This is a genomic window from Variovorax sp. YR750 (genome assembly GCF_900109805.1).
Taxonomy (GTDB): Bacteria; Pseudomonadota; Gammaproteobacteria; order Burkholderiales; family Burkholderiaceae_C; genus Variovorax; species Variovorax gossypii.
In genome coordinates this window covers 31,001-46,082 of the sequence record NZ_FOBJ01000005.1, presented here as the reverse complement: position 1 = coordinate 46,082, position 15,082 = coordinate 31,001, and the positions used below count along the sequence as shown (strand labels likewise).

Below are 15,082 nucleotides of genomic sequence, written 5' to 3'. Positions count from 1 at the left end.
CAGCCATGAACGACATCCGGTTCACAACCGACGAGCTCTCCACCCTGCGCGAACACGGCATCGTGCTGTTCGCCGAGCGCGTGATCTTCGACGCGCAACCGCCGATGCCCAGCCAGCAGATCGAAGCCGTGCAGGCCCTGTGCTCGGGCCCACTTCCCGAAGCGCTGGTCGCGCTGTGGCAGGAAACCGCCGGCGGGCGCCTCGACTACGACCTGTCGCTCGAGATGAACGGCAACCTCGAGGGCATCAGCTGGAACGAACTCTTCTGGGACGGCAGCGACGGCTACCACGACCTGCAGGGCTGGATCGAGCACGAGCAGGAACTGGCCCAGGAGGCCGCCGAGGAAAACGGCACGCCCTGGACCGGCAAGCTCACGCACCTGCCCTTCGGCGGCTTCGAGTACACCGACCGCATCTACGCGGTGGTCGAGCCCGGCGCGGGGCACGGTCAGATCGTCGCCTGGAAGAAGGGCCTGCCGCCGGCCTGGACGCACGCGCTGCACGAAGACAGCGTGAACACCGTCGCACCCGACCTGCGCGGCGCGTTCGCGGCGCTGCGCCTCGACGAAGACCCGCTGGCCCCCACCGGCGACTACTTCTCGGGCCAGACGCTGCTCGGCTACCTCGACGACCGGCACCAGGACCACGGGCTCGACCTCGACCTGATGGACAAGGTCGTGACCTTCTATTGCCGTGCCGTGGTCGACTGGCGCACGCCGCTGGCCGAAGGCACGCTGCGCCACCAGCCGCAGCTCGCACGCGTGGCCCTGCGCCATGCGATCGCGACCGACGACGCGAAGCTGGTTGCCGAGCTCGCGGCCGCCGGCGTGGATTTCGACGGGCCGCAGCAAGGCAGCGCGCTGGCCACCGATGTCGCGGTGAGCCACGGGGCCTTCGCAGCGGCTGCTGCGCTGGTGCGCGCTGGCGCGCCGGTGGCGGCCGATGCGCTGCGCAACATCGACGGGCAGATCTCGCCCGAACTCACGAGCGCCCTGCTGGACAACGGCGCGGAGCCCAACGTGGCGGCGATCGTCAAGTGCGCGGCCTGCGGCGCGCCGGCGAGCGCACACCTGATCGCCGACGCCTGCGCGAAGGCGGGCATCGACGTGGCGCCCGCGTTCGTGGCGGAGCGCGACGCGATGCTGCTCGACCTGGAAGGCTCGCTCGCAAAGATGCAGGGCGGCAAGTACGGCCACTACCTGGGACAGGAAGGCCTGGCCGAACGCATCGATCACCTGCAGACGTTCCGACTCTGAGCGCGCCGGCGCGCGGCGCCGTCAGCCGCCGTACAGCCAGGGCTGGTCGAGCAGCTTCGCGCCCAGCAGGCGCATCGCCATGTCGCGGCCCAGCCTCACCGCGCCCGTGGCGTGGAAGATCTCACCGTTGCGGCGCGCGCGCGCCTGCACCTGGGCGTTGCGTGCCCAACGTGCCTCGGCATAGCGCGCGAAGGCGGCGGGCACGTCGGCCGCATCGGCATCGGTCATCGCATCGGCCAGCGCCACGGCATCCTCGATGGCCATGCCGGCGCCCTGCGCCAGGTACGGCACCATCGGGTGCGCCGCGTCGCCCACCAGCGCGACGCGCTCGTGCGCCATGTCGGCCGGGCCGGTCATCGGCGCGCGGTCTCCCAGCGACCATGCGCGCCAGGCGGGCATGGCGTCGAGCAGCGATTGCAGGCTCGCGCAGCTTCGGCCCATGGCCTGCTTCAGGGCCGCGATGCTGGTCGACTGGTCCCAGTCGCGCGCGTCGCCGGCGGGGGCGGACTCGGCGATCACGACCACGTTGAGCCAGTCGCCGCCACGCACCGGGTAGGCCACCGCATGCAAGCGCGGACCGAGCCAGACATCGACCCGCCCGCGGCGCAGCGCGGCCGGCAGGGCCGATTGCTCGATCAACGCGCGCCAGGCCGTGTGGCCCGTGACGCGCGGGGGCTGCGCGGCGGATTCGCTGTCCAGCCGCCGCCGCACCGTGCTCCAGAGGCCGTCGGCACCGACGATGGCTTCACCCTCCCAGGCGCGCGCGTCGGCGCTCGACAGGCAGACGAGGTCGTCGCTGGTTTCCACCTGCCTGATCTGGGCGCCGGTCACCAGCGTGCCGTTGCCGCGCGCGCGCACGGCGTCGAGCAGCAGGCCGTGAAGGTCGGCGCGATGCACGCAGAAATAGGGAGAGCCGTAGCGCCGCTGCATGGCGTCGCCGAGCGGCATGCGGGCCAGTTCGGAGCCGCTTTCGGCGCTGTGCACCACCAGCGCCTCGGGCCGCGCCGCGATGGCCGCGAGCCCGGTGCCCAGGTCGAGTTGCCCGAGACGCCGCGTGGCGTTGGGGCCCAGTTGCACGCCGGCGCCGATCTCGCCGAAGACCGCCGCCTGCTCGAAGACGTCGGCCCGGTGACGATTCCTGGAAAGCGCCAGCGCGGTGGCCAGCCCCCCGATGCCGCCCCCGGCGACGAGGATGTGAGCGGGCATCGGTCTCAGCGGCCGTGCGTGGACGGGCTGGGGCTGACGGCCTGGTCGGCTTGCGATTGTTTGACGGGGGTCTTGGGAGCGCAGCTCCCGCAGGTGTCGCACGAGCCGCAGCCCGATGTCTTGGCGAGCGAGGTGGCGAGTTCCTTCGCGCGTTCCTCGTCGATCAGGCCCGCGCGCTGCGTGCCGGCCGCGAGCTTCTGCGCGGCGCCGCGGCGCCATCCCGCGGGCATCCAGCGCCAGACCGCGTAGAACGCGGCGGCCGCGACGATCAATCCGACGATCAGTTGCTGTGCCATTTCTTCTTCGACCTTTTCTTCAAACCTTTCAGCGTCAGCGGCGGTTTTAACCGGCTCCGAGTGCCACTGCAACGTGGTAGGTCACGAAGCAGGCCAGATAGGCCAGCGCGAAGAGGTAGCCCGCCATGATCCAGACGTACTTCCAGGAGCCGGTCTCGCGCTTCACGGCCGCCAGCGTCGAGATGCACTGCGGCGCGAACACGTACCAGACCAGCAGCGACAGCGCGGTGGCCAGCGTCCAGCTGCCGGCGATGAGCGGCTCCAGCGCGCCGGCCACGTCGTCGCCCGTGGCCGACAGCGCATACACCGTGCCGAGCGCGCCCACGGCCACCTCGCGCGCAGCCATGCCCGGCACCAGCGCGATCGAGATCTGCCAGTTGAAGCCGATGGGCGCGAAGATGTGCTCGAGGCCGCGGCCAATCATGCCGGCCAGGCTGTACTGGATGGCCGGGCCGGTCGCGCCTTCGGGCGGCGACGGGAAGGTCGACAGGAACCACAGCAGGATCGTCAGCGTGAGGATGATCGTGCCCACGCGCTGGATGAAGATCCACGCGCGCTCGTACAGGCCCAGCGCCAGGTTGCGCAGGTTGGGCCAGCGGTAGGCCGGCAGCTCCATCAGCAGCGGCGAGTGCTGCGCGTTGTCGCGGAAGCGCTTCATGACCCAGGCCACGGTCATGGCCGAGACGATGCCGAACACGTAGAGCCCGAAGAGCACCACGCCCTGCAGGTTGAAGACGCCGCCCACGGTGCGCGCCGGAATGAAGGCCGCGATGAGCAGCGCATACACCGGCAGCCGTGCCGAGCAGGTCATGAGCGGCGCGATCATGATGGTCGTGATGCGGTCGCGCCAGTTGCTGATGGTGCGCGTGGCCATCACGCCCGGAATGGCGCAGGCGAAGCTCGACAGCAGCGGAATGAACGAGCGGCCCGACAGCCCCACCGTGCCCATCACCCGGTCGAGCAGGAAGGCCGCGCGCGGCAGGTAGCCCGAGTCTTCCAGCGCGAGGATGAAGAGGAAAAGAATCAGGATCTGCGGCAGGAAGACGATCACGCCGCCCACGCCGGCGATCACGCCGTCGACCAGCAGGCTCTGCAGCATGCCCTCGGGCATGTAGGTCTTCAGCAGGTTGCCCAGGCCCTCGGTGCCGGCCTTGATGGCGTCCATCGGTACGTTGGCCCAGCTGAACACGGCCTGGAACATCAGGAACATGGTGACGGCCAGCACCAGCATGCCCCACACGGGGTGCAGCACCACGCGGTCGATGCGGTCGCTGGTGGCGAGGCTGCCGACCGGTTCCTTCACCGCGAGGCCGAGGATGCGCCGCACCTCGCGCTGCGTGGCCAGCACGTCGTCGAGGTCCGGCGCCTGCCAGGGTTTCGGCGCGGCGGCGGCCACGGGCGTGTCGAGCGCCTGGAGCAGGCCCTGCGCGCCGCCGGTGTGCACGCCGACGGTCTCGATGACCGGCACGCCCAGCTCGCGCGCGAGCACCGTCGTGTCGACCACGATGCCCTGCTTCTTCGCCATGTCGGTCATGTTGAGCGCCACCACCATCGGCAGGCCGAGGCGCCTGGCCTCGAGCACGAGCCGCAGGTTCAGCCGCAGGTTGGTGGCGTCGGTGACGCACACCAGCAGGTCGGGCAGGGCTTCCTTGCTCTGGCCGGTGACGATGTCGCGCGTGACGGCCTCGTCGGCGCTCAGGGCGTTCAGGCTGTAGGCGCCCGGCAGGTCGAGCACGAAGACGCGGCGGCCCGAGGGCGTGCGCAGCGAGCCTTCCTTGCGCTCGACGGTCACGCCGGCGTAGTTGGCCACCTTCTGGCGGCTGCCGGTGAGCAGGTTGAACAGCGCGGTCTTGCCGCAGTTGGGATTGCCCAGCAGGGCGATGCGGCCCGGCTGCGCGGTGGGCACGAGGCGGCCCGGGCCCTGGACGATGGCTTCAACCATGGTTCGCGGCTCCCGGCGTGACGTGGATCAGCGCGGCCTCGTGGCGGCGCAGCGCGAAGGTGGTGTGCCCCAGGCGCACCGCCAGCGGTTCGCGGCCCGGAATGCCGCTGGCGACGATTCGCACCGCCTCGCCCGGCACGAAGCCGATTTCGGTCAGGCGCAGGACGAGTTCACGGTCGTCCGCGCCCTCGGGACGGGCCACGTCGAGCACGGTGGCCCATTGGTTGCTGGGAAGCTGGTCGAGGCGCAGGGCGACGGCGGTCGGGGCCGGCGCGGTGCCGAAATCGTTGGTTCGCACGGTGGGGCGGCGCCCTGGATACCGGGCGCACCTGTAAGCAAAACCTAGATGCTAGCAATTCTCACTCGCGAAAACCTGACCAAACCCCTTCAAAAGCGTTCGGGATCAGCCAAACCGGGGGTTTTCGATCAGTTCAGCCCCAGCATGCCGCGCAGCTTCGACAGGTCTTCGGCCAGCGTGTTGACCCGCCCGGCCAGCAGCTTGCGGTCGCGTTCGCTGAGCTTCGAATAGGTCTCGAAGCCGCCGTCGGCCGTCCTGTACTTGGCCAGGGTGTCGAAAACCACCTTGAAATTGGCCTCGGCCTTGTCCGAGAAGGCCTTGTTCTCCTTCACCACCAGCGGGCGCAGCAGCTCGACGATCTTGTAGGCGCCCTCGAAGTTCGACTGGAAGTCCCACAGGTCGGTGTGGCTGTAGCGGTTCTCCTCGCCCGAGATCTTGGTGGCGGCCACTTCCTCCATCAGCACCGCGGCGCCGCCCACCACCTTCTCGGGCGGGAAGGTCAGCGCGGACAGGCGCTTCTGCAGCTCGAGCACGTTGGCCAGCAGCTTGTCGGCCACGGGGGCGAGTTCCTTGGTGCTCTTCTGCGTCCAGAGGCCGTACTCGATTCGGTGGAAGCCGCCGAAGTCCGGGTCCTTCTCGGCCTTCTCGTGGTCGTCGGCGCGCGAGTCGATGGCCTTGTCGAGGTCGTTGAAGAGTTCGGCCACCGGCTCGATGCGCTCGTAGCTCGTGCGCGTCGGCGCATAGAGCTTCTTCGCCTTCTCGATGTCGCCGGCCTTCACCGCGGCGGTGAAGGCGCGCGTGTCCGCTGCCAGCTTGCGCACGTTCTCGGCGACGTAGATCTTGTAGTCGGAGATCGGTCCGACCAGCTCGAGCGGCGACACGGCGGCCTGCGCGCCGATGGCATGGAGCCCGGCGAAGCCTGCGACGAGAGTGGCGAGGAAGTGGCGGCGGAACTGCACGGTCATGGATCTCCTGGTTCTTGGGTTGGTGAAAAAACTTGTGGACTTCAGGCGGACATCAGCGAGCGCCCCAGCCAGTCGCGCTCGTCCCGCACGCCCGGCAGCGTGAAGAAGAAGCCGCCGCCGATGGGCTTGATGTATTCCTCGAGCGGTTCGCCGTCGAGGCGCTTCTGCACGGCGATGAAGCCGTTCTCGAGGTCGGCCTGGTAGCAGATGAACAGCAGCCCCATCTCGAGCTGGCCCGACTTGGTGACGCCGTTCGAATAGTTGAAGGGCCGGCGCAGCATCAGGTTCTTGTCCGAAGCCTTGGTGCGCGGATTCGCCAGGCGGATGTGCGCATCCATCGGCGTGACCTTGCCTTCGGGGTCCTTCGCGTAGTCGGGCACGTCGTGCTCGGTCTTGCCGCCGTCCATCGGCGCGCCGGTGGGCTTCAGGCGGCCCATGATGGCCTCCTGCTCCTGCAGCGGCGTGCGGTCCCAGCGCTCGACGAAGTTGCGGATGATGCGCACGGCCTGGTAGCTGCCGCCCGCGGCCCAGGCCGGCTCGTCGCCGCCGGGCTGCACCCAGACGATGCGGTCCATGAGCCCGCCGTCGGCCGAGTCAGGGTTGGCCGAGCCGTCCCTGAAGCCGAGGAAGTTGCGTGCGCTCTCGGCCGGCTTGCCCGGCACCGCCGGAATCGGCGGCACCGTGCCTTCCTGCTTCCAGTGCAGCACCAGCAGGTCGGGCGTGTTCTTGATGATGTCGCGCAGCGCGTGAATGTTGGTGTCGGGCGTGTTGGCGCAGAACTGGATCGACAGGTCGCCGTGGCACAGCGCGGCATCGAGCGCGTCGTTCGGGTGGCGCTGCATCTGGCTGAGCCGCAGCGGCTTCTTCTTCGCGAGGCCGAAGCGCTCGTCGAACAGCGAGGCGCCGACCGACACCGTCACCGTCAGCCCGTCGGGCTGCACCACCGGCCCGAGGATGCCCGAGCCCGCCGGCGGCAGCTTGGGATCGGGGTCTGCCTGCGGCCCGCCCTGCGTGAGGAAGGCGACGCGCTCGGTGAGCGTGCGGAACAGCCGCTCCAGGTCGGCGCGGTTCTCGGCCAGCACGTAGAACGACGCGATCATCCCGGCCGTCGGGCGCGGCGTGACGATGCCGGCCTGGTGCCCGCCGAGGAAGGGCACGCGGTCCTGCGTGTGGGTGCTCTGCGGCGCGTCGGTCACCTGCGCGCCGCTGTCCGCGGCAGCGGGCGCCGCGACGGCGTGGGCCGATGTGGCGGCAAGGCCGGCGAAGGCTGCGCCTGCCGCGCCGAGCATGCGGCGGCGGTGCGGGGAAACGGGCTCGTTCGACTTGTCCATGGTGCTGTCTCTCAACTCATTCCAGGCCGAGCGCGGCATTCACCTTGCCGAGCTCCTCGGCCAGCGCGCGCACGGTATCGGCCAAGGCCTTCCGCTGCGCCTCGTCGAGCGGCGCGGGCTTGAAGCCGTCGCCTTCGCGGTAGGGGCCCAGCGCGATATCGAGGGCCGCGAAGCGCTCGTCCACGCTCTTCTGCAGCGCGGGCGCCGCCTTCACGAGCAGCGGCTGCAGCAGGTCGGCGATCTTCTTCGTGCCTTCGTAGCTGCCCTGCAGGTTCGCCGCCTCGGCGTGGCCGTAGTGGTCCTCGCCGCCGGCCGGCAGGTTGTCGGCCACGCGGCGCAGCAGCTTCGATGCCGAACCCGCAAGCCGCTCGGGCGGCACGTTCAGGCCGCGCAGTCGCTCCTTGAGCACGCCGATGTCGGCGATCAGCCTGTCGGCCACGGGCACGACGCTCTTCAGGTCGTTCTGGCCGTACAGCGCGTACTCGATGCGGTGGAAGCCGCTGAAGCCCGGGTCGGCCTCGCGCTTCTCGAAGTAGTCGGCGCGCGCGTTGATGCGGGTGTCGAGGTCGGCGAAGAGCTCCGCCATCGGCTCGATGCGCTTGTAGGCCTGGTGCGCCGGCACGTAGAGCGCCCTCGCCTGCTGCAGGTCGCCGGCCTTGATGGCGTCGGCCAGGGCGCGCGCCGCGTCGTCGAGCGAGCCGGCCTCGAGCCGCAGGAAGGTCTGGTACTCGGCCAGCGCGCCCACGTAGTTGACCAGCGAGGGCCGCGCGGCCTCCGCCTCGGACGCGGCCGAAGGCGTCACGCGCAACTTGCCGCGCGGGTTGCTCAGCAGCCCGCAGGTGATGGCGAACTCGCCCGGCTGCAGCTTGACCGTCATGGTCTGCGAGAAGCCCGGCGCGATGTTCTCGCGCTCCTCCACCACCATCACGCCGTCGAGAATTTCCCACTCGAGCGCGCGGTTCGACTTGTTGACGATGGTGAAGGTGGTGCGCCCGGCCGGCACCGTGATCTCGTTGGGCTCGCAGGCGTTGCCCTGGATCGTGACGGTGACGGCGTTGTCGGCCGCCTTGGCCGGCGCCTTCTTCGCTTCGTTGGAGGCATACCAGAAGGCCGCGAGGCCCGCGACCACCAGCAGGGCCGACGCGGCCACCGCCACGCGCATCAGGTTGGAGGACGAAGGCTTGTTGTTGTCGGAAGAAGAGGAAGACATTGCGGGTTTCAGCGGGCCACAGCCGCGCGAGGCGCCGGCGCCGGGGCCGAACGCAGGAAGAAGAACAGGGAGACGGCCAGGAAGGCCAGGTAGACGACGACCTCGCCCACCACGGGCGCGGCCTGGTAGCCCAGCAGGCCCGAGAGCACGGCGCCAAGGGGGCTGTCCATCGGCAGCGTGGTGCTCATGTCGAACACCACCGTCTGCAGGTGGTTCCACACGCCGCCTTCGTGCAGCTTGCGCAGCACGCCGGCCAGCAGGCCCGCGGCCACCAGCAGGATGAAGAGGCCGGTGAAGCGGAAGAAGCGCCGCAGGTCGAGCCTCACGCCGCCCGAATAGAGGCCCCAGCCGATCGCCACCGACACGGCGATGCCGGCCAGCGCACCCACCGGTGCCTCCCAGCCGCTGCTCTGCTGGAACACGGCCAGCAGGAAGAACACCGACTCCAGTCCTTCGCGCGCCACGGCGAGGAACACCATGCCGATCAGCGCCCAGCCCTGGCCGTCGGCGCCCTTGCTCAGCGCCTTGTCGATGGAGGCCTGCAGCTCGCCCTTGATGGAGCGCGCGGCCTTGCGCATCCAGAACACCATCGAGGTCAGCATGACCACCGCGATCAGCCCGACCACGCCCTCGAACAGCTCCTGCTGCTTCTGCGGGAATTCGGCCGCCAGCAGCTGCAGGCCGGCGCCCGCGAACAGCGACAGCGCGGTGGCCAGCAGCACGCCGACCCACACCGCGGGCATCAGCGCGCCGCGTCCGCTCTGCTTGAGGTAACTGGCGACGATGCCGACGATCAGCGCGGCTTCGATGCCTTCGCGCAGCATGATGAGAAAGGGGATGAGCATCGGCTTCGGAAATGGAGGCAATCAAGGCCCTCCGGAGCCGGCATGGATCGGCGCTCGCATCTGCGTTCGCCTTTGGTCCTGGCTCCGTGGAGGAGCGGACGAGCATATCCCATCAAATAAGAAACATTCTCATCTGTGGGCTTTTCTTGCCGAATGGTAATGATTGCCTCCTCCCGGAGGCGGGGGTTTCAGGCCGGCAGTTCGACGATGCGCGCGTCGACGGTGCCGCCGTCGATCCGCAGCTCGGCCACCGCGATCGGCAGCCGGAACCGCCGCGGCCCCGCGCTGCCCGGATTGACGTAGAGCACCCCGTCGCGCTCCTCCACCTTAGGCTTGTGCGAATGGCCCGAGACCACGACGCGCACGCCGGCCGCGCGCGGATCGATGTCGATTTGCGCAAGGTCGTGGATGGCGTAGAGGCGCACGTCGCCGAACTTCACCAGCTCGGTCTCCGCGATGCCATCGGCCCAGGCTTCGCGGTCGTTGTTGCCGCGCACGACCGTCAGCGGCGCGATGGCCGCGAGCGTCTCGAGGATTTCCGCGTTGCCGATGTCGCCGCCATGGACGATGAAGTCGCTTCCCTTCAGGAAGGCGAGCGCCTCGGGGCGCAGCAGTCCGTGGGTGTCGGAGATCAGGCCGATGCGAAGCATGGGAGGAGCGGGAAGAAGAGGAGGAAGAGGAAGAAGGTTGTTGAGGAAAACGCGCCCGGCAGGGGCATGATCGGCGCCATGCCCGAGGACATCATCGCACCGCAGCAGCCTTCTTCCGAAAACGCCGTGGAGGCAACCCCTCCGCCGCCCGCCACGCCGTGCGCGGGCCTGCTGCGCTGGATCGTCGGCGGCCTGCGCGCCGCATGCCTGCTGGATCCGCGCGTCGACGCCCGCCCCGCTCCCTGGCAACTGCTGCTGCTCGTACTGCTGCCCGAGCTTGCCTGGACCGGATTGGCACGGCTCGAGATCGCCGGGCCCGCCAGCCTTCATGCAAGCGTCGGCCTCAACACGCTCTGGGTGCTGGCCGTGCTCGCGTGGCTGGGCTGGTTCGCGCTGTCCGGAGGGGCCCGCGGCGGCGGACTGGCGCGCTGGTTCGCGCTGGCCACCTGGACGATGTTCCCGGCCAACCTGCTACTCTGCCTGCTGGCCCTCGGCTATGCGCGCGGCTGGCTGCCTTCGGTGCTCGCGAACTCGCGCGGCTACTGGGTCGTCTTCGGCCTCGGGTGCGCGTGGTTGATCGTGGCGCTGGTGCGCCTCACCGCGCGCGATGCCGCCACGCGCTGGCGGCTCGCGCTCTTCGCGCCCGCATTCATGGCGCTGCTGGCGCTGACTTTCTTGCAATCGCTCTACACGCAGGAACGCATGTGGCTGCCCGACGGCAGCGCGTCGGCCGAGCCCGAGCGTCCGCGCATGGAGCTGACGCAGGAGCTCTTCGAGCAGCAGCAGGCCGTGTGGGAACGCACGGTCGAGGCCCTTCCGGCAGGCAAGCCGGGACAGGCCGACGTCTACGGGCTGGTGTTCGCGCCCTATGCATCGGAAGACGTGTTCCTGCGCGAGAGCAACATGGTCACCCAGGTGCTGGAGGAACGCTTCGACGCCAGGGGCCGCGTGATCCACCTCATGAACCACGCGACCACCGCCGAGACGCTGCCGTGGGCCACGCCGCTCAACCTGCGCCGCGCCATCGCCGCGCTGGCCGCGCGCATGGACCGCGAGAACGACGTGCTGGTGATCTACCTCACCTCGCACGGTGCGCGCGACCACAGGCTGGCAGCGGCGCACTGGCCGCTCACGGTGCCGTGGCTCACGCCGGAGGAACTGCGCGAGGAACTCGACGGCGCCGGCATCCGCCACCGGGTGGTGGCGGTCTCGGCCTGCTACTCGGGCGGATGGATCGAACCGCTGGCCGGCGAGGACACGCTGGTGATGACCGCCGCCGACGCCACACACACCTCGTACGGATGCGGCCGGCTGTCCGAGCTGACCTTCTTCGGCCGCGCGATGTTCGACGAGCAGCTGCGCAAGACCCGCTCCTTCGAGGCCGCCTTCGCTGCGGCCGTGCCGGTGATCAAGCAGCGCGAGATCGAGGGCGGCAAGGAAGACGGCTTCTCGAACCCGCAGATCAGCGTCGGCGAGAAGATCCGTCCCGTGCTCGACCGCCTCGCGCAACGCCTCGACGGCATCCCGAAATAGGACGGGCTCCCCCTTCGCGAGGAGGGAGAAGCGACGCGAAGTGCGCGAAGCCCCGGGGGTTATTCCAGGAGTTGCCGCAGCACGAACGGCAGGATGCCGCCGTGCTTGTAGTAGTCGACCTCGATCGGCGTGTCGATGCGCAGGCGCACCGTCACCTCCTGGTGCGAGCCGTCGGCGCGATGCACCACCAGCTTCACGTCCATCTGCGGCTTCAGCTCGCCGCCGATCACCACGTCGATCTGCTCGTCGCCCGTGAGGCCCAGCGTCTGCCATGAATCGGCGCCGCGGAACTGCAGTGGCAGCACGCCCATGCCGACCAGGTTGGCGCGGTGGATGCGCTCGAAGCTGCGCGCCACCACGGCCTTGATGCCCAGCAGCTGCGTGCCCTTGGCGGCCCAGTCGCGCGAGGAACCGGTGCCGTATTCCTCGCCGCCGAACACCACGGTCGGCACGCCCTGCTCCATGTACTTCACCGCGGCGTCGTAGATGAACATCTTCTGGTTGCCCGGCTGGAACAGCGTGACGCCGCCCTCTTCCTGCGTGCCGTTGGCGTCCGGCGGGATCATCAGGTTCTTGATGCGCACGTTGGCGAAGGTGCCGCGCACCATCACGTCGTGGTTGCCGCGGCGCGAGCCGTAGCTGTTGAAGTCGGCCTTGGCCACGCCGTGCGCCTTGAGCCAGATGCCTGCGGGCGAGCTTTCCTTGATGGAGCCGGCCGGCGAGATGTGGTCGGTGGTGATCGAGTCGCCGAACAGCGCCATGATGCGCGCGCCCTTGATGCCCGCGTCCGACGCGTGCGGCTTCATCTTGAAGCCCTCGAAGAACGGCGGCTCGGCGATGTAGGTCGACTTCGGCCAGTCGTACACCTGCCCCTTGGTGCCCTTGATGCTGCTCCAGAACTTGCCCGGATCGGTCTTGACCTTGTCGTAGTTCGCGCGGAACGACTTGGCGTTCATCGCGTAGCGCAGGTTCTGGTCGATCTCCTTCGGGGTCGGCCAGATGTCGCCGAGGTAGACGTCCTTGCCCTTCTTGCCCTTGCCCACGGGCTGGGTCATCAGGTCGGTCATCACGTTGCCGGCGATGGCGAAGGCCACCACCAGCGGCGGCGAGGCCAGGAAGTTGGCCTTCAGGTTCGGATGGATGCGCGCCTCGAAGTTGCGGTTGCCCGAGAGCACGGCCGCGCCGATCAGGTCGTTCTTCGTGATGGCTTCGTTGATCTCCGGCGTGAGGTCGCCCGCATTGCCGATGCAGGTGGTGCAGCCGTAGCCCGCGAGGTAGAAGCCGAGCTTCTCGAGGTACGGCAGCAGGCCGGCCTTCTCGAGGTATTCGGTGACGATGCGCGAGCCCGGGGCCAGCGAGGTCTTCACGTGCGGCTTGACCGTGAGGCCGGCCTCCACCGCCTTCTTGGCCAGCAGGCCGGCGGCCAGCATCACGCTGGGGTTCGAAGTGTTGGTGCACGAGGTGATGGCCGCGATCAGCACGTCGCCGTTGCCGATGGTCACTTCACCCTTGGGCGCCGATGGCGCGGTGGCGCTCACGTGCGCGGCGGCCTTGGTCGAGCGGTTGGCCACCATCTCGACCACGTCGAGCGGTGCGCCGGCGGGCGGCGGCGCGGCTTCCTCGTCGCCGGTCTTGCCGGCCGCGATCAGCGGGTAGCGCAGCTTGAGCTTGTCCGCCGGCTGGTTGAAACCGTTGGCGTCGTTCGGCTTGCTGTAGAGCTCCGAGAACTTGGTGGAAAGATCGCCGAGGTTGATGCGGTCCTGCGGGCGCTTTGGGCCGGCCAGGCTGGGCGACACGGTGCCGAGGTCGAGCCTGACGATCTTCGTGTAGTCGATGTCGCCGGGGTTGGGCATGCCGAACAGGCCCTGCGCCTTGTAGTAGGCCTCGAAGCGCTCGACCTCTTCCTTGGTGCGGCCCGTGCCCTCGAAGTACGCCACCGTCATCTCGTCGACCGGGAAGAAGCCCATGGTCGCGCCGTACTCGGGCGCCATGTTGCCGATGGTCGCGCGATCGGGCACCGCGATGGACGCGGCGCCGGGACCGAAGAACTCGACGAACTTGCCCACCACCTTCTCGGCGCGCAGGATGGAGGTGACGTACAGCACCAGGTCGGTGGCGGTGACGCCTTCGCGCAGCTGTCCGGTGAGCTCGAAGCCCACCACGTCGGGCGTGAGCATGTAGACCGGCTGGCCCAGCATGGCCGCCTCGGCCTCGATGCCGCCCACGCCCCAGCCGACCACGCCGACACCGTTGATCATGGTCGTGTGGCTGTCGGTGCCGACCAGCGAGTCGGGGTAGTACGTAGGTTTGTCTTCCTTGTCGTTCGGGCTCTTGTAGACGCCGCGCGCGAAGTATTCGAGGTTGACCTGGTGCACGATGCCGAAGCCCGGCGGCACCACGCCGAAGGTGTCGAAGGCCTGCATGCCCCATTTCATGAACTGGTAGCGCTCGTTGTTGCGCTGGAATTCCAGCTTCATGTTCAGGTCGAGCGCCTTGGGCGTACCGTAGTAGTCGACCATCACCGAGTGGTCGACCACCAGGTCGACGGGCACCAGCGGCTCGATGGTCTTGGGCGACTTGCCCAGCTTGGCGGCCACGCTGCGCATGGCGGCCAGGTCGGCCAGCAGCGGCACGCCGGTGAAGTCCTGCAGCACGACGCGAGTGACGACGAAGGGAATCTCGTCGACGCGCTCGGCGTTGGGCGCCCAGTTGGCCACCTCCTCGACGTGCTTGGCGGAGACTTTCTGCCCGTCGCAATTGCGCAGCACCGATTCGAGGACGATGCGGATGGAGACGGGGAGGCGATCGATGGAGGGGTACTGCTTGGCCAGCTCCTTCAGCGACCAGTACTTGCCGGACTTGCCCGACGGGGTCTTGAAGGTCTTGAGGGTGGACGCAAAGGCATGCGCCGGGGCTTTGGCCATAGAGAGACTCCTGTTTGTTCGTGGAAGCCTCTCAAGGATAGCGGGGATCAATGTCAACAGGCTTAGTCGGTCTTCCCTGTCATCGTCTTGTCGCGCCGCGTTCCTCATGGCGAAAAATGCCGGGTACAAAGGCGTCGCCGGCATTCCTCGCAAACCCTTCAGGCAAGGGCCATGGTCGCGCCGCCGCGGCTGCGGCGCAGCCCGGTCCACTGCAGCTCGGCCAGCACGATCACGCACACGGCCTGCGCCAGCACCCAGGCCACGCCGACGGCGGTGACCGGAAAGATGCCGCTCACCAGCAGCGAGATGCAGGCCACGGCCCAGCCGAAATTGCCGACGACGACGAGGCCGATCAGCGTGCGCGGCGGCGTGGCGCGGCTGGCCATGAAGGCCGCCATGGCCGCGTAGGCCAGCAGGAACACGCCGGTGCCCATGAGCAGCGGCGCGGGCAGCCCGGTCAGGCGAGCCAGCGCGTCGGTGAAAGCCACCTGCAGCGCGCCGGTCGCGGCGCAGGAGGCGGCGTCGGCCCACATCACGTTGGGCAGGAAGCGGGGGGATGCGAAGACGGACATGGAATCTCTCCTTGGGTGGTTACGCTGCAAGCCGGTCCTGCCGCGTTGGGGTCG

The 15,082-nt window shown here is 69.0% G+C and carries 13 protein-coding genes; 2 read left to right on the top strand and 11 right to left on the bottom strand.

Going from position 1 to position 15,082, the window contains the following annotated elements; translation table 11 throughout:
- Nucleotides 1-5 precede the first annotated feature (5 nt).
- On the top strand, nucleotides 6-1,256 hold the full coding sequence (locus BMY35_RS11860; protein ID WP_093198596.1) for an SMI1/KNR4 family protein: 1,251 nt from the start codon (nucleotides 6-8) through the stop codon (nucleotides 1,254-1,256).
- 21 nt (nucleotides 1,257-1,277) lie between these two features.
- Here the strand turns inward: BMY35_RS11860 and BMY35_RS11855 are convergent, their stop codons facing one another.
- The 9 genes from BMY35_RS11855 to BMY35_RS11815 form a co-directional block, all read right to left on the bottom strand.
- Nucleotides 1,278-2,462 carry an FAD-dependent monooxygenase gene (locus tag BMY35_RS11855; protein ID WP_093198593.1) on the bottom strand — a complete coding sequence of 395 codons (1,185 nt, stop codon included), beginning with the start codon at nucleotides 2,460-2,462 and terminating at the stop codon, nucleotides 1,278-1,280.
- A 5-nt stretch (nucleotides 2,463-2,467) separates the two neighbouring features.
- Nucleotides 2,468-2,758: a DUF6587 family protein gene (locus tag BMY35_RS11850; RefSeq protein WP_093198591.1), complete on the bottom strand. Its 291-nt coding sequence runs from the start codon at nucleotides 2,756-2,758 to the stop codon at nucleotides 2,468-2,470.
- Nucleotides 2,759-2,804: 46 nt separating this feature from the next.
- The gene (locus tag BMY35_RS11845) at nucleotides 2,805-4,700 is read right to left on the bottom strand and encodes a ferrous iron transporter B (RefSeq protein WP_093198588.1); all 1,896 of its coding nucleotides are present in this window, start codon (nucleotides 4,698-4,700) and stop codon (nucleotides 2,805-2,807) included.
- On the bottom strand, nucleotides 4,693-4,998 hold the full coding sequence (locus tag BMY35_RS11840; RefSeq protein WP_093198586.1) for a FeoA family protein: 306 nt from the start codon (nucleotides 4,996-4,998) through the stop codon (nucleotides 4,693-4,695). The genes BMY35_RS11845 and BMY35_RS11840 overlap by 8 nt, the downstream gene beginning before the upstream one ends.
- Nucleotides 4,999-5,126: 128 nt before the next feature.
- Nucleotides 5,127-5,963 carry an iron uptake system protein EfeO gene (efeO, locus tag BMY35_RS11835; protein WP_093198583.1) on the bottom strand — a complete coding sequence of 279 codons (837 nt, stop codon included), beginning with the start codon at nucleotides 5,961-5,963 and terminating at the stop codon, nucleotides 5,127-5,129.
- 41 nt (nucleotides 5,964-6,004) lie between these two features.
- A complete protein-coding gene (gene efeB / locus BMY35_RS11830) occupies nucleotides 6,005-7,294 on the bottom strand; it encodes an iron uptake transporter deferrochelatase/peroxidase subunit (protein ID WP_093198580.1) in 1,290 nt (429 codons plus the stop codon).
- 16 nt (nucleotides 7,295-7,310) lie between these two features.
- Nucleotides 7,311-8,504 carry an iron uptake system protein EfeO gene (gene efeO, locus BMY35_RS11825; protein WP_093198577.1) on the bottom strand — a complete coding sequence of 398 codons (1,194 nt, stop codon included), beginning with the start codon at nucleotides 8,502-8,504 and terminating at the stop codon, nucleotides 7,311-7,313.
- Nucleotides 8,505-8,512: 8 nt separating this feature from the next.
- Nucleotides 8,513-9,349, bottom strand: a complete 837-nt coding sequence (gene efeU / locus BMY35_RS11820) for an iron uptake transporter permease EfeU (RefSeq protein ID WP_093198575.1) — start codon at nucleotides 9,347-9,349, stop codon at nucleotides 8,513-8,515.
- Between the two features lie 188 nt (nucleotides 9,350-9,537).
- Nucleotides 9,538-9,999: a metallophosphoesterase family protein gene (locus BMY35_RS11815; RefSeq protein WP_093198572.1), complete on the bottom strand. Its 462-nt coding sequence runs from the start codon at nucleotides 9,997-9,999 to the stop codon at nucleotides 9,538-9,540.
- 78 nt (nucleotides 10,000-10,077) lie between these two features.
- Here BMY35_RS11815 and BMY35_RS11810 point away from each other — a divergent pair, with 78 nt between their 5' ends.
- The gene (locus tag BMY35_RS11810) at nucleotides 10,078-11,532 is read left to right on the top strand and encodes a C13 family peptidase (RefSeq protein ID WP_093199601.1); all 1,455 of its coding nucleotides are present in this window, start codon (nucleotides 10,078-10,080) and stop codon (nucleotides 11,530-11,532) included.
- A 59-nt stretch (nucleotides 11,533-11,591) separates the two neighbouring features.
- On the opposite strand, the gene BMY35_RS11805 is transcribed toward BMY35_RS11810, so the two are convergent.
- Together BMY35_RS11805 and BMY35_RS11800 are read right to left on the bottom strand one after the other, a co-directional pair.
- A complete protein-coding gene (locus BMY35_RS11805) occupies nucleotides 11,592-14,456 on the bottom strand; it encodes an aconitate hydratase (RefSeq protein WP_093198570.1) in 2,865 nt (954 codons plus the stop codon).
- Between the two features lie 158 nt (nucleotides 14,457-14,614).
- Nucleotides 14,615-15,028, bottom strand: a complete 414-nt coding sequence (locus BMY35_RS11800; protein ID WP_093198567.1) for a hypothetical protein — start codon at nucleotides 15,026-15,028, stop codon at nucleotides 14,615-14,617.
- Nucleotides 15,029-15,082 lie beyond the last annotated feature (54 nt).

Coding starts and splice junctions, on each gene's coding strand:
- BMY35_RS11815 (WP_093198572.1), bottom strand. CDS start 9,999: ATGCTTCGCATCGGCCTGATCTCCGACACCCACGGACTGCTGCGCCCC.
- BMY35_RS11810 (WP_093199601.1), top strand. CDS start 10,078: ATGCCCGAGGACATCATCGCACCGCAGCAGCCTTCTTCCGAAAACGCC.
- efeU (WP_093198575.1), bottom strand. CDS start 9,349: ATGCTCATCCCCTTTCTCATCATGCTGCGCGAAGGCATCGAAGCCGCG.
- efeO (WP_093198583.1), bottom strand. CDS start 5,963: ATGACCGTGCAGTTCCGCCGCCACTTCCTCGCCACTCTCGTCGCAGGC.
- efeO (WP_093198577.1), bottom strand. CDS start 8,504: ATGTCTTCCTCTTCTTCCGACAACAACAAGCCTTCGTCCTCCAACCTG.
- BMY35_RS11805 (WP_093198570.1), bottom strand. CDS start 14,456: ATGGCCAAAGCCCCGGCGCATGCCTTTGCGTCCACCCTCAAGACCTTC.
- BMY35_RS11855 (WP_093198593.1), bottom strand. CDS start 2,462: ATGCCCGCTCACATCCTCGTCGCCGGGGGCGGCATCGGGGGGCTGGCC.
- BMY35_RS11850 (WP_093198591.1), bottom strand. CDS start 2,758: ATGGCACAGCAACTGATCGTCGGATTGATCGTCGCGGCCGCCGCGTTC.
- efeB (WP_093198580.1), bottom strand. CDS start 7,294: ATGGACAAGTCGAACGAGCCCGTTTCCCCGCACCGCCGCCGCATGCTC.
- BMY35_RS11800 (WP_093198567.1), bottom strand. CDS start 15,028: ATGTCCGTCTTCGCATCCCCCCGCTTCCTGCCCAACGTGATGTGGGCC.
- BMY35_RS11845 (WP_093198588.1), bottom strand. CDS start 4,700: ATGGTTGAAGCCATCGTCCAGGGCCCGGGCCGCCTCGTGCCCACCGCG.
- BMY35_RS11860 (WP_093198596.1), top strand. CDS start 6: ATGAACGACATCCGGTTCACAACCGACGAGCTCTCCACCCTGCGCGAA.